Here is a 23,338-nt window from a genome sequence, read left to right as displayed (position 1 = left end):
CAGATGATCAAAAAACGGGGAATCGCCATGAGCCTCAGAAACGCCGCCGCCGCGGTCCGGGAAAACGCCCACGCGCCTTATTCCAAATTCAAGGTCGGCGCTGCCGTGCGCTCCGCCTCCGGCCAGATCTACGTGGGCTGCAACGTCGAAAACGTGGCCTATCCCGAAGGCACCTGTGCTGAGGCGGGCGCCATCGCCGCGATGGTGGCCGCGGGCGAGACGGAATTGGCCGAGGTCTATGTGATTGCCGATTGCCCTTCGCCAATCCCGCCCTGCGGCGGCTGCCGCCAGAAGATCAAGGAATTCGCCGGCAATGACGTGAAGGTGACCATGGCCACCACCGATGGCGCCGAACGGGAATCGACCGTTGGCGAGCTGCTGCCGGGCGCCTTTGACACGGACCATTTGGAGCGCAAGTGATGGACGCCCGCGCCATCAATGCAAAGCTCCGGCGCGGCGAAACCCCCGGCGAGGCGGATATGCGCTGGTTTGCCGATGGCCTGGCCAGCGGCGCGGTTTCGGACGCGCAGGCCGGGGCCTTTGCCATGGCGGTCTGCCTGCAGGGCCTCAGCGTCGAGGGCCGCCGCGCGCTGACGCTGGCGATGCGCGACACCGGCGATGTGCTGAGGTGGGATCTGGACGGCCCGGTGCTGGACAAGCATTCCACCGGCGGCGTGGGCGATTGCGTCTCGCTGCTGCTGGCGCCTGCGCTGGCGGCTTGCGGTGCCTATGTGCCCATGATTTCGGGCCGCGGGCTGGGCCATACCGGCGGCACGCTGGACAAGCTGGAGGCCATTCCCGGCGTCTCCATCAACGTCAGCGAAGACCATCTGCGGGGCATGATGCAGGACGTCGGCTGCGCCATTGTTGGCGCCACCGCGCAGATCGCGCCTGCGGACAAGCGGCTTTATGCGATCCGCGACGTGACCGGCACCGTCGAAAGCCTCGATCTGATCACCGCCTCAATCCTGTCCAAGAAACTCGCGGCGTCCCCGGACGCGCTGGTTCTGGACGTGAAAATCGGCTCCGGCGCTTTTATGAAAACCGCCGATGAGGCCCGTGCGCTGGCGCAATCCCTGTGCGACACCGCCAATGCCGCCGGCTGCCGCACCTCGGCGCTGATCACCGACATGAACCAGCCGCTGGCGCCCGCGCTTGGCAACGCGCTGGAGGTGGCGGAGGTGATGCGGGTGCTGACCGGCGATGCGTCCGGGCCGCTGGCAGAGATCACCGCAATCCTGGGCGGCGAGCTGCTGGCCCACGCGGGCCTCGCCGCAGATGCGGCGGAGGGCGCGGCCAAGATTGCCGCGACCCTTGCAGATGGCCGCGCGGCTGACCGCTTTGCCCGGATGATCACCGCCCTGGGCGGGCCCGCGGATTTCGCCGGCAGCTGGCAAGACCATCTGCCCGGCGCGGGAGTCATCCGCGAGGTCAAGGCGCCCTCAACGGGGCATATCGCAGCCATGAACGGCGAGGCGCTTGGCCTGGCGGTTGTCGCCCTAGGCGGCGGCCGCATGGTGGAAAGCGACCGCATCCACCCGGGCGTCGGGATTTCGGACATTGTCCGCCTGGGCCAGCAGGTCGGGGCAGGGGACACCCTTGCCCGCATCCACGCAGCCAGCGATGATGCGGCAGAGACGGCGGAGGCGGCCTTTCTCGCGGCAATCTCCATCGGCGAAGCGCCCCGGTCCCTGCCGCCGCTGGTTCACGAAAGGATCTGCTGATGCCCCGTGCCTTCCTTGTGGTGATGGATTCCGCCGGCATCGGCGGCGCGCCGGATGCCGGGACCTTCTTCAACGGCGACCTGCCGGACCTTGGCGCCAACACGCTGGCCCACATCGCCCAGGCCTGCGCCGCCGGCAAGGCGGACGAGGGCCGCAGCGGCCCGCTGAACGTGCCGAACCTGGAACGGCTTGGCCTTGGCGCTGCGATGCGGCTGGCGTCCTCGGTGCCGTTCCCGGGCCTGGACGCCGAACCCCAGGGCCGCTGGGGCTGCGCCCGCGAACTCAGCCGCGGCAAGGACACGCCCTCAGGCCATTGGGAGCTGGCGGGCCTGCCGGTGCCCTGGGACTGGCACTACTTCCCCGATCAGGCGCCCTCCTTCCCTGAGGATCTGAGCGCCTTTGTGGCGGAACAGGCAGGCACCGATGGTATCCTCGGCAACTGCCACGCCTCCGGCACGGTGATCATCAGCGACCTCGGCGCCGAACACATGCGGACGGGCAAGCCGATCTGCTACACCTCCGCCGACAGTGTGTTTCAGATCGCCGCACATGAAGAAACTTTCGGCCTCGACCGCCTGCTGAAGCTGTGCGAAGCGATTGCCCCGCGGCTGCACGCGATGAAGGTGGGCCGGGTCATTGCGCGCCCCTTCATCGGCTCGGCAGAAGAAGGCTTCACCCGCACCACCAACCGCCGCGATTATGCCATCACCCCGCCAGCCCCTGTGCTGACCAACTGGGTGCAGGACGCGGGCGGCAAGGTTCACGGTATCGGTAAAATCGGCGACATCTTCACCATGTCCGGCATCGACACCCTGAAAAAAGGCTCTGATGCCAAGCTGATGGAGCATCTGTTTGACGCGGTGGAGACGGCGGAGGACGGCAGCCTGACATTCGCCAACTTCGTCGAGTTCGACAGCCTCTACGGCCACACCCGCAACATCTCCGGCTACGCCCGGGCGCTGGAGTGGTTCGACGCCGAACTGGGCCGCCTGCTACCCAAGCTGCGCAAGGGGGACATGCTGCTGCTGACTGCCGATCACGGCAACGATCCCAGCTGGCCCGGCTCCGACCATACGCGTGAACAGGTGCCGGTTCTGTTCGCAGGGCTTGACGCAGGCCCCATCGGGCAGGTCAAATTCGCCGATGTGGGCGTCTCTGTCGCGGCCCATCTGAACGTCCCGGCCCAAGGCCCGGGCAAAAGTTTTCTTTGACCTCATGGTCAAAACCCGCTTGCCTGCCGCGGCCAAGCCCGTAAAAGCGCTGCAACCAAATCTGAGGAGTGTCCCATGACCGACCACCTGACCGTTGTTGATCACCCGCTTGTGCAGCACAAGCTGACCCTGATGCGGGACAAGGGCACGTCCACCGCGGGCTTCCGCCGCCTGCTGCGCGAGATCACCCAGCTTCTGGCCTATGAAATCACCCGCGAGATGCCGCTGACCACCACCACCATCGAAACCCCGATGGAGGAAATGGAGGCGCCGATCCTGGCCGGCAAGAAACTGGCGCTGGTGTCGATCCTGCGGGCGGGCAACGGCATGCTGGACGGCGTGCTGGAGCTGATCCCCTCGGCCCGCGTCGGCTTTGTCGGCCTTTACCGCGACGAGGAAACCCTGGAGCCGGTGCAGTATTACTTCAAGGCGCCCGAAGGGCTGAAGGACCGTCTGGTGATCGCGGTGGACCCGATGCTGGCCACCGGCAACAGCTCTGCCGCGGCCGTCGACCTGCTGAAGGAAGCCGGCGCCAACAACATCCGCTTTCTGTGCCTGCTGGCGTCGCCCGAAGGCGTTGCCCGGATGAAAGAGGCGCACCCGGATGTGCCGATCGTCACCGCGTCGCTGGACCGCGAAATCAATGCCAAGGGCTATATCCTGCCGGGCCTGGGCGATGCCGGCGACCGGATGTTCGGCACCAAGTAACCGCCTCCGCGCCAAGGCGCCCCAGCGCGCCTTGGCCGCTTTCCGGCAGACCCGGCCCCTGCAACCCTTTGCTCCAATTGGCGCGAAAATTGCCCGGGTGCAGCCGTATTGTTGCCGCAAAATCTTTACTCACAAGCCAGAGTCAGGCATCCTGCAGCCATATTTTGTGGGGCTCAGGAATGAAAATAACTAGAATTATTGCACTGGCCATCATCGCGGGGGCTTCAGGCGCAGCAGGGGTACAGGCACAAACCCTGCGCCCAACCAGCCCGCCCGCCGAATATCCGCCGGCCTCCTACGACGGGCGGCAATTTGTCGACAGCCGCGGCTGCGTCTACATCCGGGCAGGCATTGACGGCAACGTGACCTGGGTGCCGCAGGTGACGCGCTCGCGCAAGCAGATCTGCGGCTTCCAGCCGACCCAGCTGGCCGGAACCACCCAGCAGCAGCCGCGCGCCGCAGCACCGGAGCTGATCACGCTGGAGCCCAGCCAGCAGCCCGCACAGACGGCAGACCCCGCGCCGGGCGCTTCCGCACCGCCTGCGGCCAGCCCGCCGCCCCAGGTGGCGGCCACCGCCAAACCGCGCCGCACACCGCAAACCGCCAGCGCCCGCCCGGTGCCTGCCGCTGCTGCGCCTGCGCCCGCGGTCAGGAAAGTGGTGCAAGCTGCCCCGGTGCCCGCCGCCGCTGTGCCGCAGTCCTCCGTGGCGCTGACACCGAATACCCGGGTGGTGCAGACCCACATCTACCAGGACCGCCGCCTCAGCAACAGTTTCCAGGTGCCCCCGGGCTACCGGCCGGTCTGGACCGACGGCCGCCTCAATCCGCAGCGCGCGGTGCGCACGGTGCGGCCTGCGGTGGTAACCGGCGCGGCCCAGGTCCCGCCCGGCTATCTGAGGGTTGAGCGCGAAGACGGCCGCCTGAACCCGATGCGCGGCCTGCGCTCGCCGCAGGGGGACGCGCAGATGGCGCGGGTCTGGAACGACGGGGTGCCGCGCCGCCTGGTGCAGCTGCCGCTGGACCGTCCCACGGTAAGACTGCCGCGCAACGCCCGCCGCAGCCCGGCTGAGGCAAAGGAAACCGGGCTGCGCCTGTCCACCCGCTCGGCACCGGGCGCAAAGGCACCGGACCACGCCGCCGCGGCACCGCGCTATGTCCGGGCCGCGACCTATGCAGACGCGGACCAGGCCCGCGCCGCGGCCCGCAAGCTGGCCGCAACGGGGCTGCCGGTGCGTCTGGGAACTGTCAGCCGCAAGGGTCAGCCCTACAAGGTTGTGATAGCGGGACCGTACCGGGACGAGGGCCAGGCTGCCGCCGCGCTGGCCAAGGCGCAGCAAGCCGGTTTCAACGGCGCCCGGCTCAGCAAATAACGTCCTGCGGGCAAGCGGATGAACAGGCCGGGCTGCTGCCCGGCCTTTTTCCATTGCCTGCCCGGGTGCCGCCCGATGACGGCCCGGACCCGGGCGCTACTGCCGCCGGCAGGTAAAGACATGGGCAGCCAGGGGCATCCGCAGCGGCGGCGGCCCCAGGCGGGTGCGCAGGGCGTCCAGAATGGCGCTTGCAACCTCGTCGGGATCCACGCCGCCCCTGCTGCGGATTTCCTCGATCAACGGGTTGCCATAGACCAGCGCTTCCGAAAAGGCCTCTGGATCATCCAGGGCCTTATCCAGCGTAACCTCTTCATGGCCGGTGCCGTCCCAGTCCTCGCCATTCAGATCCGCCTTCACCGCTTCGGGGTCGCCGTAATGGAACGGAACCTTGTAGAACCCCGGCGGATCATCCGGGAAAAACCGGGCGGCCTCGCTGTCGGCGATTTCGGCAAACGGGTTCTGCGCCATCGGCGCCCAGACGCTGAAGACATACCGCCCGCCGGGCTTCAGCACCCGCGCGGCTTCCCGGAAGGCGGCGGGTTTGTCGGGAAAGAACATCACCCCGAACTGGCAGGCAACCAGGTCAAAGCTGCCATCGTCGAAGGGCAGCGCCATCGCATCGGCGGCTTGCAGGGTAACATTGGCGGCGCCGGACAGTTTCGCCTCTGCCAGGGCCAGCATCGGTTCATTCAGGTCGGTGACAGTCAGCTTGCAGTCCGGCGGCAAACTGCGCCTCAGCCGTTGCGAGACAATGCCGGTTCCCGCCGCCAGTTCCAGCACGTTTTGCGGGCTGTGGCCGCGGCACCGTGCGGCCAGGTCATCCGCATAGTCACAAAAAATAGCCGGCCCCAGGCCCCTGTCGTAAAAGCCCGGAATATCCCCCGTAAAGCTGGCTGCAGTCTCCGGCATGGCCCATCCCCCCTGAACTCGCGTTTGCGCAGATTTGACGATCCTAGCAGATCCGGCGCATTTGGGCGATTGGCAGGGTTTCGGCAGCGGGCCGGAGGGCCGAGGACGGGATCAGCCGCAGATGTTTTGCAGCTGCACCCAGTCGCGGTCGTTCAGCACTGGCTCCAGCTCGCGGCCGGCCATCGGGTCGGCTTCGATCAGCCCCAGAACCGATTCACCCGTGATATCCAGCGCATACGCATAAGGCGAGGAGGGCAGGGCGGCGCGCGCAAATTCCGCCAGCAGCACCTGGTCCCTAAGCGCAGGCCGCGGACTGGCGAGGGTGGCCTCGGCATAGGCGTCCAGCGTGGAGCGGTCCACATCGCCGGTGGTCAGCAGTTTGAAGGTGGCAAGAACCCCGCCCGCCTCCAACAGCTCAAACATCGGGTCGCTGGCCTCCGCGCGGGCGCGTTCCGCCAGAATTGCGCCGGCCGCCACCGCCGGATCCTCGAAATCCTCCACAAAGGCGCGGTTCAGCAGCACGATGCCGCCGGGCAGATGCAGGCTGCCGGGAATACCGGAGCGCAGGACCGCCAGCTGCCGCACCCCGGTGCGCTGTGCCAGGGTCTTCAGGATCGGCGCCGCCTCAGGTGTGGCGCAGGCCGGGCCGGAGACCCGCTCGATCCGCCCCAAAAGCGCCTGGCCGATGGCCTTGCGCTTGATCTCAGGCACCACGCTGACCGCGTGGCGGGTGACGGCGCCGGGCAGCCACAGCACCAGCAGCGCTATCACCAGCGCCAGCATGCCCAGGATGCTGACCGCCCGCAGCCGCCCGGGCCGCGCGCGGGAGCGGCCGATGGCGTTCTGCACCCGGGAAATCGCCTCCAGCATGGCGGTTTCGTCCTCGGCGATTTCCAGCGTCTCGCCGGGGTCGCCATCGGGGTGGAACAGGGCAGGGAATTCTCCTGGATTGGCACGCTCCACCGCCGCCAGCGACCAATGCGCCAGCGGCCGGTCGTTCATGCTGGCAATCGTCAGCGTCGCATCGCCCAGCGAGATGATCACATCCCGCCGCTGCGCCTCCGGATCTGCGCGCCACAAGCCCGCAGCCTCCAGCCGCTCGAATTCCTTTAATGCCGTCATGCAGCCCGCCCGGCCCCCGTGATTATCATTGCCGCCAGAATAATCACATAAAACAGGGGCGGCAATTTGCTTTGCCGCCCCGGATCGCCTTCACAGCCGGAAATTACAGGTTCTTTGCGATTTTTCTCAGCTCGAACTTCTGGATCTTGCCGGTCGAGGTTTTGGGCAGCTCCTGAAACACCACTTTCTTCGGCGCCTTGAAGCCGGCCAGCGTCTCGCGCGAGAAGGCGATCAGCGCCGCCTCGTCGGTGCTGGCGCCCGGCTTCAGCTCGACAAAGGCGCAAGGTACCTCGCCCCATTTCTCATCCGGCATCGCCGCGACCGCGGCCAGCAGCACATCCGGATGCGCCATCAGCACGCCCTCCACCTCGACAGAGGAGATGTTCTCGCCGCCGGAGATGATGATGTCCTTGGCGCGGTCCGCAATCTGGATATAGCCGTCGGGGTGCTGCACCGCGAGGTCGCCGGAGTTGAAATAGCCGCCCTTGAAGGCCTCGGCCGTGGCCTCCGGGTTCTTGAGGTACCCTTTCATCACCACATTGCCGCGCAGCGCAATTTCGCCCTGGCTCTGGCCATCCATCGGCAGCACGTTGTGCTCGCTGTCGCGCACCACCACCGGCTCCAGCATCGGCATGGCAACACCCTGGCGGGATTTCTTGGCGGCAATGCCCGCCTTGTCCAGCCCGTCCCATTCCCCCGCCTTCCAGTAGCATTCGGTGACATGGCCGAAGGTTTCGGTCAGCCCGTAGACATGGGTGATGTTAAAGCCGAGGTTTTCGATCTTCGACAGTGTCGCCGGGGCAGGCGGGGCGCCCGCGGTGAAGACCTCCACCGTGTGGCCGAAGGTGCGGCGTTCCTCGTCCAGCGCGTTGACCAGCATGTTCAGCACGATCGGCGCGCCGCCGAAATGGGTGACGCCCTCGTAATGGATGGCGTTGTAGATGTTCTGCGCGCTGATATCGCGGCAGCAGACCAGGGTGCCGCCGATCAGCGGCATCATCCAGGTGTGGTTCCAGCCATTGCAGTGGAACAGCGGCACGATGGTCAGATAGACCGGATGCAGCACCATCCGCCAGGACACCACCGTGCCCATGGTCATCAGATAGGCGCCGCGGTGGTGATAGACCACGCCCTTGGGCCGCCCGGTGGTGCCGGAGGTGTAGTTCAGCGCCAGGCTCTCCCATTCGTCTTCGGGCATGATCCATTGAAACTCCGGATCGCCGCTGGCCAGCAGCGCCTCGTATTCCATATGGCGGCCGGTGGCGTGCCAGGTTGCCTGGTCGTCGGCCACCTCGACCAGGACCGGGGCAGGGCCTTCCATTTCCTCGACGGCGGCCTCTGCCAGCTCCAGGAACTGCGGATCGACCAGCACCGCCTTGGCCCCGCCATGCTCAAAGATATAGGCGACCGTGCCCACGTCCAGCCGGGTGTTGATGGTGTTCAGCACCGCACCGCAGGCCGGCACGCCGAAATGCGCCTCCGCCTGAGCGGGGATGTTCGGCAGCAAGGTCGCGACCACATCGCCGGGCTTCACCCCCAGCGTTGCCAGGCCGGAGGCCAGGCGGGTGCAGCGCTCATGATACTCGGCATAGGTTTTGCGGTGCTTGCCATAGCTGACCGCCAGATGGTCCGGAAACACCTGCGCCGCCCGCTGCAGATGCGACAGCGGCGTCAGCGGCACATAATTTGCGGCGGTCTTCTCCAGACCGGTTTCATCCGCCATCCACCCCATCAGTTTCCTCCCCTGAATCACTTTGGTGTCGCTTAGGGGACAGATATTGCGGAAAGTTGCGGGCAATGGGAAGGGTATGAAACAAACAGCAACCCTCAGCCATGAAGGCGGCAGCCAGGCCGCTGCCGCCCAGTGCATGCTGGCCGCCATGCTGATTATCGGCATTACCGATAATGCGGTGCCGCTGCTGGCGGAGACCATCGGGCTGGGCCAGTTCTACCTGCTGCGCACATTTGTCGCGCTGCCGTTCCTGTGGCTGATGGCGCGCGCCGGGCTGGGCGGGCTCAGCCCCCGGAACTTTGGCGCGGTGCTGCTCAGGGCGGTGCTGGTGGCGGTGTCGATGGTGTTCTACTTCTCCGCGGTGGCGCTGATGCCGATTGCCCAGGCGCTGGCGGGGCTGTTCACCTCGCCGATCCTGATCGTGGTGATCTCCGTCCTTTTCCTGAGGATGCGGATCGGCTGGATCCGGATTGCCGCGGTGCTGTGCGGCTTTGCCGGCGTCCTGATGGTGCTGCAGCCGGACCCGGCAGCCTTTGACTGGTTGATCCTGGTGCCGGTGGCGGGCGGGCTGTTCTATGCGCTCGGCTCCCTGGCGACAGGGCTTTACTGCCAGGGCGAAAGCACGGTGGCGATGCTGTTTGTCTACCTGCTGGTGCAGGGGCTGCTGGGCGCGATGCTGCTGGCGGGGCTGGAGATCTGGCCGCAGGCCGTGCCCGCGGGTGCGGATGGCTTTGTCACCCGCGGCTGGGTTTGGCCGCTGTGGGAGATCTCCCACCTGATCCTGCTGCAGGGCTGCGCCGCGGTCGGCGGCGTGTTCCTGATCACCAAGGCCTATCAACTGGGCGAGGCGTCTTATGTCGCGGTCTTTGAGTATTCAGTGATGATCGTCGGCCCCGGCGTTGCTTGGGCCTATTGGGGGCAGACGCTGAACATCTGGCAGATGCTGGGGATCGCGCTGATCATCACCGCCGGGACCACCATCGCGCTGCGCTCAAGATAAAAGAGAGGGGCGCTGCCCCGCAGGTTAATGTTGGAAGAGGGGCGCTGCCCCTCTTGGCCCTACGGGGCCAATTCACCCCGGAGTATTTGCGCAAAGGTGAAAGGGCGGGGCGCGCGGCGCTTTCATCTTTCCCCAAATACTCCCGCCGGAGGCCTGCACCGCAAGGTGCAGATCTGCATTTCCATGTGCGGATCAATATCCTAGGGTCGGCGCATGATCCTGTCGCAAGGCCGCCAATACGTCTTTATTCATATCCCCAAGACCGGCGGCACCGCGCTGGCGCTGGCGCTGGAGGCGCGTGCGATGGCGGATGACATGATGCTGGGCGACACCCCCAAGGCGCTGAAGCGCCGCCGCCGCCTGAAGGGAGCACAGGCGCGCGGACGGCTGTGGAAGCACTCCACCCTGGCCGATATCGACGGGCTGCTGCCGCAGGAACAATTGCGCGGCCTGTTTGCTTTCACCCTGGTGCGCAATCCCTGGGACCGGGCGGTGAGCTATTACCACTGGCTGCGGACGCAGAACTTCGATCATCCCGCCGTCGCCCTGGCGCAGAGCCTGGCGTTCCGCGCCTTTGTGCAGCATCCGCAGGTCATCAACGCTTTCCGGGCCAGCCCCGCGGTCTCCTACATGCGCCATGCCGACGGGGCGGAGCAGTGCCAGCTTTATATCCGGCTGGAGCGGTTTCAAACCGATGCCCGGCCGCTGTTTGACCATCTCGGGTTTTCGCTGGAGCTGCCCCGGGTCAATGAAAGCGGGCGGCAGCGGGACTGGCGGCCCTATTACGACACGGCCGCGGCGGAGGCGGTGGCCAAAGCCTGCGCGCAGGATATCGCGCAATTTGAATACTCTTTTAACGATTCTCTCCTATCCCAATGACAGGAAACAGCGCCGGATCTGCCGGCCCGGGATCAATCCTGGGGGCGCAGGCAGATTGGCGCAGGGACGTGAACATTGACCGGATTTTGCCGCGTTTGCGTGCTGTTGCCGCCGCGGGTGAAGGCAGATCCGGAACGGGCCGAACGGGCGCGCTGCCCGGGCCGCAGGAAAGGAACGCGGATGCTGGACTGGCTTCTGAAACGCTCGCAAACCCCGATGGGGCGGGCCATGAACAGCGGGTTTCCCCTGATTCCCGTGGGGCAGGGCGGTTTTCTGGCGGGCACCCATGTGGCCTCCAGCCTGGGCTGGCGCCCGGTGGAGGCGCTGATGGCGGGCGACAAGGTGCTGACCTTCGATCACGGGATGCAGACCATCGTGGAACTGCAGCGCGAAACCATTCTGCCGGGCGAGGGTGAGCTGGAACCGGCCCGCTGCCCGCTGCTGGTGCCGCGTGATGCGCTGATGAACCGGGTGCCCTTGTGGCTGATGCCGGATCAGGGCGTGCTGCTGGAGAGCGAGCTGGTGGAGGACGCCCTGGGCGACCCCTTTGCGGTGGTGCCGGCCTGCGCGCTGGAGGGCTACCGCGGCATCCGCCGGATGCATCCGGGCGCGCAGCTGGATCTGGTCACGCCGCGGTTTGCCCAGGATCAGGTGATTTATCTGGAGGCCGGGATGCTGGGATTTTCCGCTGCCCCGCGCGACCTGATGTGCGGCCGGGTCTATCAGGAGGAAAGCGCCTACAGGGTGCTGCCGCCGGAAGAGGCGCGCGGGCTTGTGCTGTCGCTGATGGCCGAGGATGAGCACTGGACCGCCCCCGCTGCCGCATTGGCCGGGGCGGAGTATCAGCCACCGCTGAGCTGAGCCGCGGCAGCTGGACGAAACAAAAAAACGGCCGGGGAAAACCCCGGCCGTTTTTGATTTTCAGATCTGCCGTCAGGCCGCCGCGGATTTTTCCGGGGCGAAACGGGTGTAGAAGCTCTGGCCCTTCTCCGCCATCTCGCGCAGCAGCGCCGGGCAGGAGAAGCGCTCGCCGAACTTCTCCGTCAGGCTGTCGCAGCGCTCGGCGGCATAGGGCGTGCCCAGGATGTCGAGCCAGCTGAGCGGCCCGCCCGACCAGGGCGCGAAGCCCCAGGCCAGGATCGCGCCCACGTCACCCTCGCGGATGTCCATCAGCACGCCTTCCTCCAGCGCCCGCACCGCTTCCAGCACCTGCGCGAACATCAGCCGTTCCTGCACCTCGATCAGATCGGGCTGCTCAGCGGCCAGCGGGTATTTCTCCTGCAGGCCCTTCCAGTATCCGGCGCGCTTGCCCTTGTCGTCATACTCGAAGAAGCCGGCATTGGCCTTGCGCCCCAGACGGCCCTGGTCCTCCATCCAGAAGATCAGGTCATCCGCCGGGCTTTCCGGATAGGCATCGCCCATCGCCGCCTTGGTGGCCCGGGCAATCTTGGCGCCCAGATCAATCGAGGTCTCATCGGTCAGCTGCACCGGCCCGACCGGGAAGCCCAGCTGCCGCGCGGCGTTGTCGATCAGCACCGGGCTGACGCCCTCGGTGATCATCCGCATGCCTTCGTTGATGTAGGGGATGATGCAGCGGTTGGCGTAGAAGAAGCGCGCATCGTTGACCACGATCGGCGTCTTGCGGATCTGGCGCACATAGTCCAGCGCCTTGGCCACCGCGCGGTCGCCGGTTTCCTTGCCCTTGATGATCTCCACCAGGAACATCTTCTCGACCGGCGAGAAGAAGTGGATGCCGATGAACTGCTCCGGACGGCTGGAGGCCTTGGCCAGCTCGGTGATCGGCAGGGTGGAGGTGTTGGAGGCAAAGATGCAGTCTTCAGGGATGACCGCCTCGACCTTTTGGGTCATCTCGGCCTTGACACCCGGATCCTCGAACACCGCCTCGATGATCAGGTCGCAGCCCTTCAGAGAGTCCAGGTCCGGAGTCGCGGTGATCTGCGCCAGCAGAGCCTCTTTCTTTTCCTCGGTCGCCTTGCCGCGCTTGATGCCGGCGTCCATGTAGGCCGCGGAATAAGCCTTGCCCTTGTCGGCGGCGTCCTGGTCGCGGTCGATCAGAACCACTTCCATGCCCGCCTGGGCCGAGACCAGCGCAATACCCGCACCCATCATGCCGGCACCCAGCACGCCGATCTTCTTCACCGACTGGTCCGGCACGCCGGCGGGCCGCACCGCGCCTTTTTCCAGCGCCTGCTTGTTCAGGAACAGGCTGCGGATCATCGCCGAGGACGACGGGTTCATCAGCACATTCGTGAACCAGCGCGCTTCGATCTTCAGCGCGGTGTCGAAATCGACCAGCGCGCCCTCATAGATTGAGGACAGCAGCGCTTTGGCCGCCGGGAAGGCGCCCTGGGTCTTGCCATGCACCATCGCGGAGGCGCCAACAAAGGTCATGAAGCCAGCGGGGTGATAGGGTGCGCCGCCCGGCATCTTGTAGCCCTTGGCATCCCAAGGCTTGACCAGATCGGCGTCCTTGGCGTTCAGCACCCACTCCTTGGCCGCGGCCAGCGGATCCGCGGCCACGGCGTCGATCAGCTGCGCGCCTTTGGCCTTCTTCGGGTCCATCATCTTGCCTTCCAGCAGCACCGGAGCCGCCGCCATCGCGCCCACCATGCGGGAGTACCGCGTGGTGCCGCCGCCGCCGGGGAAGATGCCGATCATGATTTCCGGCAGGCCGATCTTGGCCTTCGGGTTATCGGTCATCACCCGGTGATGGCAGGCCAGCGCAATCTCGGTGCCGATGCCGGCGCAGGTGCCGTTGATCGCACAGGCCACCGGCTTGCCGCCCTTCTTGGTCTTGGGGTCCATGCCCGCCAGCTCCAGCTTGCGCAGGATGCGGTGGCCGCTCATGGTGAAGTCGAACAGGCCCTGGGCCGGGTTCTCGCCCGACTCCTCGCGGATGGTGGCCAGCACATTGAGGTCCATGCCGCCGGCAAAGTCCTTCTTGCCGCTGGTGATCACGATGCCCTTGACGGCCTCGTCCGCCAGCGCCCGGTCCACGTATTCCTCCACCAGGCCAAAGGCCTCGCGGGTGAGGACGTTCATGGACTTGCCTTCGGCGTCCCAGGTGATGATTGCGACGCCGTCTGCGTCCACGTTGTATTTGAAATCGCTCATGTATCTTCTCCAGTCTGGTCAGCCGTCAGCGGGCTGCCGTCCTTACGGGTGAAGGTGAACTGCCCTTCGGCAAATTTCACCATCATGTCCAAATCGCTGTAATAGCCGGTCTCGGTCGAAGTGCGGGTCCCTACCACCAGAAACGCCGCGGGCTTGTCCGAACGGTTCACCAGGTGGTGGCCGTTCTCCTCGCCCGCCGGAAAGGCGGCGCAATCGCCGGGCTGCATTTCATGCGCACCCTGATCGTCGATCAGGGTGCAGCTGCCCTCGGTCACCATCACGAACTCGTCCTGCTCCATATGGTAATGGCGCAGCGACGACATCGCGCCGGGCTCCAGCCGCACGATGTTGACGCCGAACTGGCTGAGCCCGCCCGGATCCCCCAGCGGCTGCACGCTGCGGCCCTTGCAGGCCTCCGCCAGCTTGCCGGGGTAACCCGATCCGGTCCGCCAGGGCAGTTGGGATAGGTCCAGCTTCGGCATCAGACCCGCTCGATGATCGTTGCTGCGCCCATGCCCGAGGCGATGCACAGGGTGGCGAGGCCGGTTTGCTTGTCCTGACGCTCCAGCTCATCCAGCAGGGTGCCGATAATGATCGCGCCGGTGGCGCCCAGCGGGTGGCCCATGGCGATGGAGCCGCCGTTGACGTTCACCAGTTCCGGATCGACGTCAAACGCCTGCTGGAAGCGCATCACGACAGAGGCAAAGGCCTCGTTCACCTCAAACAGGTCAATGTCGCCGATGGTCATGCCGTTGTCGGCCAGGATCTTCTCGGTCACCGGCACCGGGCCGGTCAGCATGATGGTCGGATCGGTGCCGATCTTGGCGGTGGCCTTGATCCGCGCGCGCGGCTTCAGGCCGTGCTTCTCGCCGAACGCCTTGTTGCCGATCAGCAGCGCCGCCGCGCCGTCGACGATGCCAGAGGAGTTGCCCGCGTGGTGGATGTGGTTGATCCGCTCCAGGTGCGGGTATTTCAGCATGGCGACCTTGTCAAAGCCCGGCATCTGCTCGCCCATCATCTGGAACGCAGGGTTCAGCGAGCCGAGCGTCTGCATGTCGGTGCCGGGGCGCATGTATTCGTCATGGCTCAGGATCGGCAGGCCGTTCTGGTCCTTGACGGTGATCACCGACTTCTCGAACCGTTTCTCTTCCCACGCCTTGGCGGCACGGCGCTGCGATTCCATCGCCAGCGCATCGGCCTGGTCGCGGGTAAAGCCGTACTCGGTTGCGATGATGTCGGCGGAGATGCCCTGCGGCACGAAATAGGTTTCCATCGCGAGGCTCGGATCAACCGCAATTGCCGCGCCGTCGCTGCCCATGGCCACCCGGCCCATCATCTCCACGCCGCCCGCGATATAGGCATCGCCCGCGCCGCCCTTCACCTGGTTCGCCGCCAGGTTCACCGCTTCCATGCCGGAGGCGCAGAAACGGTTGATGGCGAGGCCCGGAATGCGCTCATCCAGGTCCGAGGCCAGCACGGCAGAGCGCGCCAGGCAGCCGCCCTGTTCCATAACCTGGGTCACGTTGCCCCAGATCACGTCCTCGACCGCATGGCCTTCCAAGTTGTTGCGCTCCTTGATCGCGTTCAGCGTCAGGGCGGACAGGCGGACCGAGGTCACCTCATGCAAGGAGCCGTCCTTGCGTCCCTTGCCGCGCGGGGTGCGCAGCGCGTCGTAGATATATGCGTCTGTCATCGTGCTCTCCTCAGGCCCGGTCCGACGGGTTGCCGGGCATCAAGTCATAGGGGTGTTTCCAGCCGGGCAGGGCGCTGATGCGGTCCAGCCAGGCGTCGATATGGGGCCAATCGGCCCGGTCGAAGCCAAAAGGCTCCGGGTAAAACAGGTAGCCGCAGCAGGTCAGATCGGCGTTGGTGAGACCATCGCCCACGATCCACTCACGGCCCTGCAAATGGGTGTTCAGGGTGCTGAAGGCAGCCTTCAGCCTTCCTTGCATGAAGGTGATCACCTCCTGCGGGCGCTTGTCCTCGGGGATGAAATTCATCAGGAAGCGGGTCATGCCGGCCTGGCTGGACAGTTTGTGGTTGTCCCACAGGATCCAGCGCAGGACTTCGTACTTGTCCTCCGGGCGGCCTGCGAACTTGCCGGTCTTGTCGCTGATATACTGCTGGATCACCCCGGACTGTGACAACCGCACATCACCGTCCACCAGCACCGGCGCCTCCGCCATCACGTTGAGGCCGCGGTAGTCGTCGCTGCGGTGCGCGCCGCCGAAGAAATCGACAAAAACCGGCTCCCAGGCGAGGCCCGACAGCTCCAGCGCCAGGGCCGCCTTGTAGGAATGGCCGCTTTCGCCGAAGCAATGCAGTTTGAGTGTCATATGTTGCTCCCTGTGTCTGCTGGCGGAGCGGGGGTTTCACACCCCCGCGCCCCCGTGGAGTATTTTTGGAAAGATGATGGGGCATTAACCCGCGTCTGCGCGCGGCGTGCTACCCTGGTCCTGCGGTACAGGCTGGAGAGCCGATGGCCGTGAAAGGTGAAGACGTCCCTGCCCATTTGGCGAAGGCTTGGGGGCAGGGACACTGCCCGTGCTTCATCTTTCCCCAAATACTCAAAATCCATCATCGGCCTCCCGCGTCGCCGCCGCGGCCCCTGCGCCTACAGCGACCGCGCAATTAGCTCCTTCATGATCTCGTTGGTGCCGCCATAGATCCGCTGCACCCGGGCATCGGCCCACATTTCGCCCACCGCATATTCCTGCATGTAGCCATAGCCGCCGTGCAGCTGCAGGCATTCGTCCAGCACCTCGCCTTGGGTGTCGGTGATCCAGTATTTCGCCATCGCCGCCTTCTCGACGGTCAGCTGGCCCTCCAGGTGCTCGGCGATGCATTCGTCGAGGAAGGCGCGCGCAACCTTGGTCTTGGTCAGGCATTCGGCCAGCTTGAAGCGGGTGTTCTGGAATTGCAGGAGCGGGCCGCCAAAGGCCTCGCGCTCCTTGCAGTAGGCCACGGTGCGCTCCACCGCGCCTTCCATTGCGCCGACCGCGCCGCAGGCGATGATCAGCCGCTCCTGCGGCAGCTGCTGCATCATCTGGTAGAACCCCTGACCCTCAACGCCGCCCAGGATGTTTTCCGGCGGTATCTCCACATCGCTGAAGAACAGCTCCGAGGTGTCCGCCGCATGGCAGCCGATCTTGTCGAGGTTGCGGCCGCGGCTGAAGCCCGCGGCGCCGTCGGTTTCCACCGCCACCAGCGACACGCCCTTGGCACCTGCCGAAGGGTCGGTCTTGGCGGCGACCAGGATCAGGTTGGCGTGCTGGCCGTTGGTGATGAAGGTCTTTTGCCCCGACAGCCGGTAGGCGTTGCCGTCCTTTACCGCCTTGGTCTTGATCGCCTGCACGTCGGAGCCGGTCGAAGGCTCGGTCATCGCCAGCGCGCCGACCAGCTCGCCGGTCACCATCTTCGGCAGCCAGCGCTGTTTCTGCTCTTCGGTGCCGTAGGCCAGGATGTAATGCGCCACGATGCCCGAATGGATGCCGTGGCCCCAGCTGGCCAGATTGGCGCGGCTGCCTTCCATCAGGATCACCGCCTCATGGCCGAAATCGCCGCCCGCGCCGCCGTAGGCCTCGGGCACCGAGGGGCACAGCAGGCCCAGCTCGCCGGCCTCTTGCCAGGTCCCGCGGTCCATCATGCCCTGCTTGCGCCAGGTCTCGAATTTGGGCGCCCATTCATTGGTGATGAACTGGGCCGTCATTTCGGCAAGCATCTGGTGCTCTTCCGTCATCCATGCGGACTGCGTGGTGGTCATTTCTCTCCCCTTGGCCGCGGTCGGGCCTACTTCTTGCGCGCCTCCAGCTCGGCGTTGAACAGCCGCAGCCGGTGGGTCAGGTTTTCTTGGTCTGTCACACTGTCGAAATGCTCGAACAGGAATGACAGCGCTTCTCCCTCGTCCAGCCCCGCCTCCCGGGCAAATTTCCTGAGCTTGCGGTAGCCGTCCTCGGTCATTGCGACGGGGAAGCGGCGTGTCAGGCGGAAGCGTTTCGGCATATGCGGGTCCTTTGCATGTCAAGGCACCGGCCGGGGCTGTATCGGGCGCCCCGCGATGGGGCGCCCTCAGGCGTCAGAAGGCGTCTGCGTCCAGCGCCATCACTGTCTCCGCGCCGCTTTCGATGCGGGCCAGGTGCAGTTTGGTCGCGGGCAGCCGCCGTGCCATATAGTACCGGCCGGTAGCGAGTTTCGTCTCATAGAACGCCGCGTCACCGGCCCCCGCGTCAAGCGCTTCCTGCGCCGCCTTGCCCATCCGGGCCCACATCAGGCCCAGGCACACGTGGCCGAACAGGTGCATGAAGTCATAAGAACCCGCCAGCGCCTGATTGGGGTCCTTCATGCCGCTTTGCATGAAGAACATGCCGGCCGCCTGCAGATCCTTGGAGGCCGCCTGCAGGGGCTTGATGAAGTCCTTGGTGAAATCGTCCGAGACGTCTTTGTTTTCCTGGCAGAAGCTCTTCACCATGTCGAAGAACGCCAGAACGTATTTGCCGCCGTGCTGGCCCAGCTTGCGGCCCACCAGGTCCAGCGCCTGCACGCCGTTTGCGCCCTCGTAGATCATCGCGATGCGGGCGTCGCGGGTGTATTGCGACATGCCCCATTCCTCGATGTAGCCATGGCCGCCATAGACCTGCTGCGCCTGCACGGTCATGTCATAGCCCTGGTCGGTCAGGAAGCCCTTGATCACCGGCGTCATCAGCGAGATCAGGCCGTCGGCATCCTTGTCGCCGGCGCGGTGCGCCTGGTCGATCAGGGTGGCGCCCCACAGCAGGAACGCGCGCGCGCCCTCGGCAAAGCTTTTCTGATCCATCAGCGAGCGGCGGATGTCGGGGTGCACGATCAGCGGATCGGCCGGGCCGTCCGGGTTCTTGGCACCGGTCACGTCGCGGCCCTGCAGCCGGTCCTTGGCGTATTCCAGCGCGTTCTGATAGGCGGCGTCGGCCTGCGCCAGACCCTGCATGCCGACGCCCACGCGGGCTTCGTTCATCATGGTGAACATTGCGCGCATGCCCTTGTGCTCTTCGCCCAAGAGCCAGCCAACCGCGCCGTCATAGTTCATCACGCAGGTGGAGTTGCCGTGGATGCCCATCTTCTCTTCGATCTTGCCGACCGAAACGCCGTTGCGCTCACCCACGGAGCCGTCCGCGTTCACCAGGAACTTCGGCACGATGAACAGGGACACACCCTTGATGCCCTCGGGGCCGCCGGGGATCTTGGCCAGCACCAGGTGCACAATGTTTTCCGCCATGTCGTGATCGCCGGAGGAGATGAAGATCTTCTGGCCGGAGATGCGGAAGCTGCCGTCATCCTGCGGTTCCGCCTTGGTGCGCATCAGGCCCAGGTCGGTGCCGCAATGCGGTTCGGTCAGGTTCATGGTGCCGGTCCACTGGCAGCTGACCATATTCGGCAGATAAGTTGCCTTCTGCTCGTCGGTGCCATGCGCCAGGATCGCCGAGGCCGCGCCATGGGTCAGGCCCTGATACATGGTGAAGGCCTGGTTGGCGGCCGAGAAGAACTCGCCCACAGCGGTGCCGATTACATAAGGCATGTTCTGGCCGCCGAACTCTTCCGGCATGTCGATGCCCGGCCAGCCGCCTTCCTTGACCTGCTCAAAGGCGTCCTTGAACCCTTTGGGGGTGTAGACCACGCCGTTTTCCAGACGGCAGCCCTCCTGGTCGCCCACCACGTTCAGCGGGTGCAGCACTTCGCTGGCGATCTTGCCTGCTTCCTCCAGCACGGCGCCGGTGAAATCCGGCTCCAGTTCGGGGTAGCCGGGGATATCCTGGGCCGAGACCTTCAGGACATCATGCAGAATAAACTGGGCGTCTTTTGCGGGGGCTGTATAAGAAGGCATTAGGGTCCTCTTCGGGGGTCTTGTTGGACTTGATCAGGTGCCGGGCAGGCCGGCAGATGGGGCAGGGCGGCTGCTTATTCGGCAGCCTTTTTCTGGGCCCGCATTGAGGCGATCATCTTTTCACCCCAGGCGAGCTGGTCTTTCAGATCCTCGATGGCCTCGGTCAGCTCCTCGCGCTGGCGCTCCATGTCGTCGAGCCGGTCCTTGGCAATCTCGAATGTCTTGGTCAGCTGCGTCACCTGCTGGTCGCCGACATGGTACAGATCCAGCAGCTGGCGGATTTCCTCCAGGCTGAACCCGAACCGCTTGCCGCGCAGAATCAGCTTCAGGCGGGCCCGGTCGCGCTTGGTGAACAGCCGCTTCTGGCCGTCGCGGATCGGGAACAGCAGTTCCTTGGCTTCGTAGAACCGCAGGGTGCGGGGCGTCACGTCAAAGGCCTCGCACATCTCGCGGATGGTCATGGTTTCTTCGGTCATCGTCGTCACTCTTACGGCTTGGTGCAGCACCAAGCTGGTCGCAGTTCGCGTTTCGATCAAGACTGACTTTACGTTTACGTAAGTTGTACGTTGCGTCACTTTGAACGCGGCAGTAGTTCGCAAAACGAACATATATTGACGTAACGTAATGTTCTGGAGAGTGGGCATCAGGCCGCGCGCCCCGGCGGCCGGCGGGGCGCAAGGGGCGAATCTGCTGATCCGGAGTCCCGCAAGCCGCGGGCGGCACCGCGCGGCACACCGGGCCGCCCCGCCAGGATAGTGGCAGGGCTGCACCCGCGCGCAGGCGCGTGGCGGCTGAAAAGTTTTCAAGAAATCAGAGGCGGCTGGCAGGTTTGCTGCACCTTGCCAGACAGCGCAGCGCCAGTGCGCCGGCGCCGCGGGGGCTACTTCAGCAGTGCCTTGGTGCTGGCGCGCAGGGCGCTCAGCTCTTCGATGGCTTCGTTGATCTGTTCGCGCTGCTTTTCCAGCTCCCCTAGCTGGCGGTCGGCCATTTCCATAAAGGCATGGTTCTGGGCGTCGTTGCCCTCTTCCTCATAGATCAGCAGCCACTGGCGGATCTCTTCCAGCTGAAAGCCGAACTTGCGCCCGCGCAGGATCAGCTTCATCCGGGCACGCTCCCGCGCACCGTAATAGCGCGAGCGGCCCTCACGGTCCGGCTGCAGCAATTCGATGTATTCATAATAGCGCAGCGTCCGCGGAGTCACGTCGAACTCAGCGCACATTTCCTTGAATGACAATTTGTTGTCGGTCATCCGTCTTCTCCCTTGGCGGGAACCTATGCACTTGCAGCGAACAGTGCAACCTCCGTGGCGGCACACTTGCGCTTTCGCCGGGCCGCGGCCAAAGATAGGGCAGAGATTTCAAAGGGACAGCCCCATGGCCGACAAGACCCAGCTCGCACGCCAGTTCATCGAAGCCATTCCCCATGCCAAGCAACTGGGCATGAAGCTGACAGAGATCGGCGACGGCACCGCAGAGATCCGGATGGCCTATGACGAAAAGCTGATCGGCGACCCGGCGACCGGGGTGATTCACGGCGGCGCGGTCTCAGCCCTGATGGACACATGCTGCGGCGCGGCGGTGATGAGCCACCCCTCGGCCCCCGGCGGCACCGCCACCATCGACCTGCGCATCGACTACATGCGCCCTGCCACGCCGGGACAGACAATCACCACCCGCGCCACCTGCCACCACATCACCCGCTCCGTCGCCTTTGTCCGCGCCGTGGCGATGGACGAGGACGCGGACCGCCCCGTCGCCACCGCCGCAGGCGCCTTTACCGTGGAGAAGAAGTTTTGAGCCGCCCCCGTCCCGAACCGATCCAGGTGGTCAAGCAGCGCCGCGATGCCGCGCTGTCGGCGCTGGTGGATTCGGTGCCCTACATCCGTTTTCTGAACGTGACCTTCGACCGACGCGGCGATGAGCTGACGGCGCAGCTGAATTTCGAGGACAAGCTGATCGGCAACCCGTTTCTGCCGGCCATCCACGGCGGCGTGACCGCGGCGTTTCTGGAGATCACGGCGATGATCACGCTCAACTGGTCGTTTCTGTGGCCGCGCATCGAATCCGGCGATCTGGACCCGGCCGAGATGGCCAAGGGCAACCTGCCGCGCCAGCCCAAGACCATCGACTTTACCGTCGACTACCTGCGCTCCGGCCTGCCGCGCGACGCCTATGCCCGGGCGCGGGTGAACCGCTCCGGCCGCCGCTACGCCTCGGTGCATGTGGAGGCCTGGCAGGACCACAAGGACAAGCTGTTTGCCCAGGCCACCGGCCACTTCCTGATGCCGCAGGACGCGAACGGCGAAGGCTGATTTCATGACCAGCGCCGACACCGGGATCACCCACACCCGGGTGCTCAGGATCGCCTTGCCGATTGTCCTGTCCAATGCCACCGTGCCGATCCTGGGCGCCGTAGACACCGGCGTGGTCGGCCAGATGGGGCAGGCCGCACCGATCGGCGCCGTCGGCATTGGCGCGGCGATCCTGGCGGCGGTGTACTGGATTTTTGGTTTCCTGCGCATGGGCACCACCGGCATGGCCGCTCAGGCGCGCGGGGCCGGGGACTGGGCCGAAACCGGCGCCCTGCTGATGCGCGGGCTGCTTCTGGGTTTTGCCGCAGGGGCTGTCTTTGTCATCACCCAAGCGGGAGTGTTCTGGGGCGCCTTTGCGCTGGCGCCTGCCAGTCCCGAGGTCGAAAGCCTGGCCCGCGCCTATCTGGAAATCCGCATCTGGGGCGCGCCCGCCACCATTGCGCTTTATGCCGTGACCGGCTGGCTGATCGCGGTGGAGCGCACCCGCGGCGTGTTTCTGCTGCAGGTCTGGATGAACGGGCTGAACATCGTGCTGGACCTGTGGTTCGTGCTGGGCTTCGGCTGGGGCGTCGAAGGTGTCGCCCTGGCCACGCTGATTGCCGAATGGACCGGGCTGGCGCTGGGGCTGTACCTGTGCCGCGATGCCTTTGCGGGCGAGCAGTGGCGCGACTGGGCGCGGGTGTTTGACGCGGCGCGGCTCAAGCGGATGGTGCGGGTGAATGGCGACATCATGGTGCGCTCGGTGCTGCTGACGGGGTCTTTCACCACCTTCCTGTTCATCAGCTCCGGCGTCGGCGACGTGAACCTGGCCGCCAACCAGATCCTGCTGCAGTTCCTGTCGGTCACCGCCTTTGCGCTCGACGGCTTTGCCTTTGCCGCCGAAGCGCTGGTGGGCGGGGCGGTCGGCGCCCGCGCCCGCGCCCGGCTGCGCCGGGCAGCGGTGATTGCCGCGCAATGGAGCACCGGCGGCGCGCTGCTGCTGGGGGCGGGGTTTGCCCTGGCCGGACCTGCGGTGATCGACCTGATGGCCACCGCGCCCGAGGTGCGCGACGCGGGCCGTGCCTATTTGCTGTGGGTGGTGCTGGCGCCGGTGCTGAGTGTGGCGAGCTACATGTTTGACGGCATCTATATCGGCGCCACCTGGACCCGCGAGATGCGCCGGGCGATGGTGCAGGCGGTGGGCGTCTACGTGCTGGCGCTGCTGGTGCTGGTGCCGGTGTTCGGCAATCACGGGCTCTGGGCGTCGCTGATGGTGCTGAACATCGCCCGCGGGGTGACCCTGGGCCTGCGCTATCCGCGGCTGGAGGCGCAGGTGGGCACCTGAGCCGCCCGGAATTCCGCGGGAATTCCGGCCCGTTTTCCGGCGCGGAAAACAGGCGC

23 protein-coding genes are annotated in these 23,338 nt (G+C 65.7%); 11 read left to right on the top strand and 12 right to left on the bottom strand.

All coding sequences use genetic code 11. The annotated features are described in order from the left end of the window. The first annotated feature begins 27 nt into the window (after positions 1 to 27). From PHA8399_RS16880 to PHA8399_RS16860, 5 genes are all read left to right on the top strand, one after another. On the top strand, positions 28 to 420 hold the full coding sequence (locus tag PHA8399_RS16880; RefSeq protein ID WP_058287259.1) for a cytidine deaminase: 393 nt from the start codon (positions 28 to 30) through the stop codon (positions 418 to 420). Further along, positions 420 to 1,724 (top strand): thymidine phosphorylase, encoded by a 1,305-nt coding sequence (locus PHA8399_RS16875; protein WP_058287258.1) that lies wholly within the window; start codon positions 420 to 422, stop codon positions 1,722 to 1,724. Before PHA8399_RS16880 ends, PHA8399_RS16875 begins: the two co-directional genes overlap by 1 nt. Continuing rightward, the gene (locus PHA8399_RS16870; protein WP_058287257.1) at positions 1,724 to 2,935 is read left to right on the top strand and encodes a phosphopentomutase; all 1,212 of its coding nucleotides are present in this window, start codon (positions 1,724 to 1,726) and stop codon (positions 2,933 to 2,935) included. Before PHA8399_RS16875 ends, PHA8399_RS16870 begins: the two co-directional genes overlap by 1 nt. A gap of 75 nt (positions 2,936 to 3,010) precedes the next feature. Beyond that, positions 3,011 to 3,643: a uracil phosphoribosyltransferase gene (gene upp, locus PHA8399_RS16865; RefSeq protein WP_008557887.1), complete on the top strand. Its 633-nt coding sequence runs from the start codon at positions 3,011 to 3,013 to the stop codon at positions 3,641 to 3,643. Positions 3,644 to 3,822: 179 nt separating this feature from the next. Beyond that, entirely contained in the window at positions 3,823 to 5,013 is a 1,191-nt protein-coding gene (locus PHA8399_RS16860; protein ID WP_058287256.1) for an SPOR domain-containing protein, read from the top strand. A 96-nt stretch (positions 5,014 to 5,109) separates the two neighbouring features. Here PHA8399_RS16860 and PHA8399_RS16855 read toward each other — a convergent pair whose 3' ends face one another. From PHA8399_RS16855 to PHA8399_RS16845, 3 genes are all read right to left on the bottom strand, one after another. Further along, entirely contained in the window at positions 5,110 to 5,922 is an 813-nt protein-coding gene (locus tag PHA8399_RS16855) for a class I SAM-dependent methyltransferase (protein WP_058287255.1), read from the bottom strand. A gap of 111 nt (positions 5,923 to 6,033) precedes the next feature. Continuing rightward, positions 6,034 to 7,044, bottom strand: a complete 1,011-nt coding sequence (locus PHA8399_RS16850; RefSeq protein ID WP_058287254.1) for a hypothetical protein — start codon at positions 7,042 to 7,044, stop codon at positions 6,034 to 6,036. Positions 7,045 to 7,147: 103 nt separating this feature from the next. Continuing rightward, the gene (locus tag PHA8399_RS16845) at positions 7,148 to 8,776 is read right to left on the bottom strand and encodes an AMP-binding protein (RefSeq protein WP_058287253.1); all 1,629 of its coding nucleotides are present in this window, start codon (positions 8,774 to 8,776) and stop codon (positions 7,148 to 7,150) included. Between the two features lie 76 nt (positions 8,777 to 8,852). On the opposite strand from PHA8399_RS16845, the gene PHA8399_RS16840 reads away from it, so the two are divergent. The 3 genes from PHA8399_RS16840 to PHA8399_RS16830 all read left to right on the top strand — a co-directional run bounded on the left by PHA8399_RS16840 (position 8,853) and on the right by PHA8399_RS16830 (position 11,516). Further along, a complete protein-coding gene (locus PHA8399_RS16840) occupies positions 8,853 to 9,776 on the top strand; it encodes a DMT family transporter (protein WP_058287252.1) in 924 nt (307 codons plus the stop codon). A 213-nt stretch (positions 9,777 to 9,989) separates the two neighbouring features. Beyond that, positions 9,990 to 10,655, top strand: coding sequence for a sulfotransferase family 2 domain-containing protein (locus tag PHA8399_RS16835; RefSeq protein ID WP_058287251.1), 666 nt, complete (start codon positions 9,990 to 9,992; stop codon positions 10,653 to 10,655). A 180-nt stretch (positions 10,656 to 10,835) separates the two neighbouring features. Next, entirely contained in the window at positions 10,836 to 11,516 is a 681-nt protein-coding gene (locus PHA8399_RS16830; RefSeq protein ID WP_058287250.1) for a Hint domain-containing protein, read from the top strand. A gap of 72 nt (positions 11,517 to 11,588) precedes the next feature. On the opposite strand, the gene PHA8399_RS16825 is transcribed toward PHA8399_RS16830, so the two are convergent. From PHA8399_RS16825 to PHA8399_RS16785, 9 genes are all read right to left on the bottom strand, one after another. After that, positions 11,589 to 13,790 (bottom strand): 3-hydroxyacyl-CoA dehydrogenase NAD-binding domain-containing protein, encoded by a 2,202-nt coding sequence (locus PHA8399_RS16825; protein WP_058287249.1) that lies wholly within the window; start codon positions 13,788 to 13,790, stop codon positions 11,589 to 11,591. Beyond that, positions 13,787 to 14,272, bottom strand: a complete 486-nt coding sequence (locus PHA8399_RS16820) for a cupin domain-containing protein (protein WP_058287248.1) — start codon at positions 14,270 to 14,272, stop codon at positions 13,787 to 13,789. Before PHA8399_RS16820 ends, PHA8399_RS16825 begins: the two co-directional genes overlap by 4 nt. After that, positions 14,272 to 15,483: an acetyl-CoA C-acetyltransferase gene (locus PHA8399_RS16815; protein WP_058287247.1), complete on the bottom strand. Its 1,212-nt coding sequence runs from the start codon at positions 15,481 to 15,483 to the stop codon at positions 14,272 to 14,274. The genes PHA8399_RS16820 and PHA8399_RS16815 overlap by 1 nt, the downstream gene beginning before the upstream one ends. Before the next feature lie 10 nt (positions 15,484 to 15,493). Continuing rightward, positions 15,494 to 16,126 (bottom strand): glutathione S-transferase family protein, encoded by a 633-nt coding sequence (locus tag PHA8399_RS16810; protein WP_058287246.1) that lies wholly within the window; start codon positions 16,124 to 16,126, stop codon positions 15,494 to 15,496. A 278-nt stretch (positions 16,127 to 16,404) separates the two neighbouring features. Further along, positions 16,405 to 17,553, bottom strand: coding sequence for an acyl-CoA dehydrogenase family protein (locus tag PHA8399_RS16805; protein ID WP_058287245.1), 1,149 nt, complete (start codon positions 17,551 to 17,553; stop codon positions 16,405 to 16,407). Between the two features lie 26 nt (positions 17,554 to 17,579). Next, entirely contained in the window at positions 17,580 to 17,792 is a 213-nt protein-coding gene (locus PHA8399_RS16800) for a hypothetical protein (protein WP_058287244.1), read from the bottom strand. A 73-nt stretch (positions 17,793 to 17,865) separates the two neighbouring features. Continuing rightward, positions 17,866 to 19,647 carry an acyl-CoA dehydrogenase C-terminal domain-containing protein gene (locus PHA8399_RS16795; RefSeq protein WP_058287243.1) on the bottom strand — a complete coding sequence of 594 codons (1,782 nt, stop codon included), beginning with the start codon at positions 19,645 to 19,647 and terminating at the stop codon, positions 17,866 to 17,868. 74 nt (positions 19,648 to 19,721) lie between these two features. Continuing rightward, on the bottom strand, positions 19,722 to 20,123 hold the full coding sequence (locus PHA8399_RS16790; RefSeq protein ID WP_008553284.1) for a MerR family transcriptional regulator: 402 nt from the start codon (positions 20,121 to 20,123) through the stop codon (positions 19,722 to 19,724). Between the two features lie 404 nt (positions 20,124 to 20,527). Continuing rightward, positions 20,528 to 20,896 (bottom strand): MerR family transcriptional regulator, encoded by a 369-nt coding sequence (locus PHA8399_RS16785; protein WP_058287242.1) that lies wholly within the window; start codon positions 20,894 to 20,896, stop codon positions 20,528 to 20,530. Between the two features lie 124 nt (positions 20,897 to 21,020). On the opposite strand from PHA8399_RS16785, the gene PHA8399_RS16780 reads away from it, so the two are divergent. Genes PHA8399_RS16780 through PHA8399_RS16770 form a run of 3 tightly spaced genes read left to right on the top strand, consistent with a single transcriptional unit; the run spans position 21,021 to position 23,282 of the window. Continuing rightward, positions 21,021 to 21,443: a PaaI family thioesterase gene (locus PHA8399_RS16780; protein ID WP_058287241.1), complete on the top strand. Its 423-nt coding sequence runs from the start codon at positions 21,021 to 21,023 to the stop codon at positions 21,441 to 21,443. Beyond that, complete coding sequence (locus PHA8399_RS16775) at positions 21,440 to 21,958, top strand: PaaI family thioesterase (protein WP_058287240.1); 519 nt, start codon at positions 21,440 to 21,442, stop codon at positions 21,956 to 21,958. The genes PHA8399_RS16780 and PHA8399_RS16775 overlap by 4 nt, the downstream gene beginning before the upstream one ends. A gap of 4 nt (positions 21,959 to 21,962) precedes the next feature. Continuing rightward, positions 21,963 to 23,282: an MATE family efflux transporter gene (locus PHA8399_RS16770; RefSeq protein WP_058287239.1), complete on the top strand. Its 1,320-nt coding sequence runs from the start codon at positions 21,963 to 21,965 to the stop codon at positions 23,280 to 23,282. Positions 23,283 to 23,338 lie beyond the last annotated feature (56 nt).

The sequence above is a fragment of the Leisingera aquaemixtae genome, from assembly GCF_001458395.1.
In the GTDB taxonomy this organism is placed as follows: domain Bacteria; phylum Pseudomonadota; class Alphaproteobacteria; order Rhodobacterales; family Rhodobacteraceae; genus Leisingera; species Leisingera aquaemixtae.
Note: the sequence above shows the minus strand (reverse complement) of the source record. Positions and strands in the feature narration are given on the sequence as shown.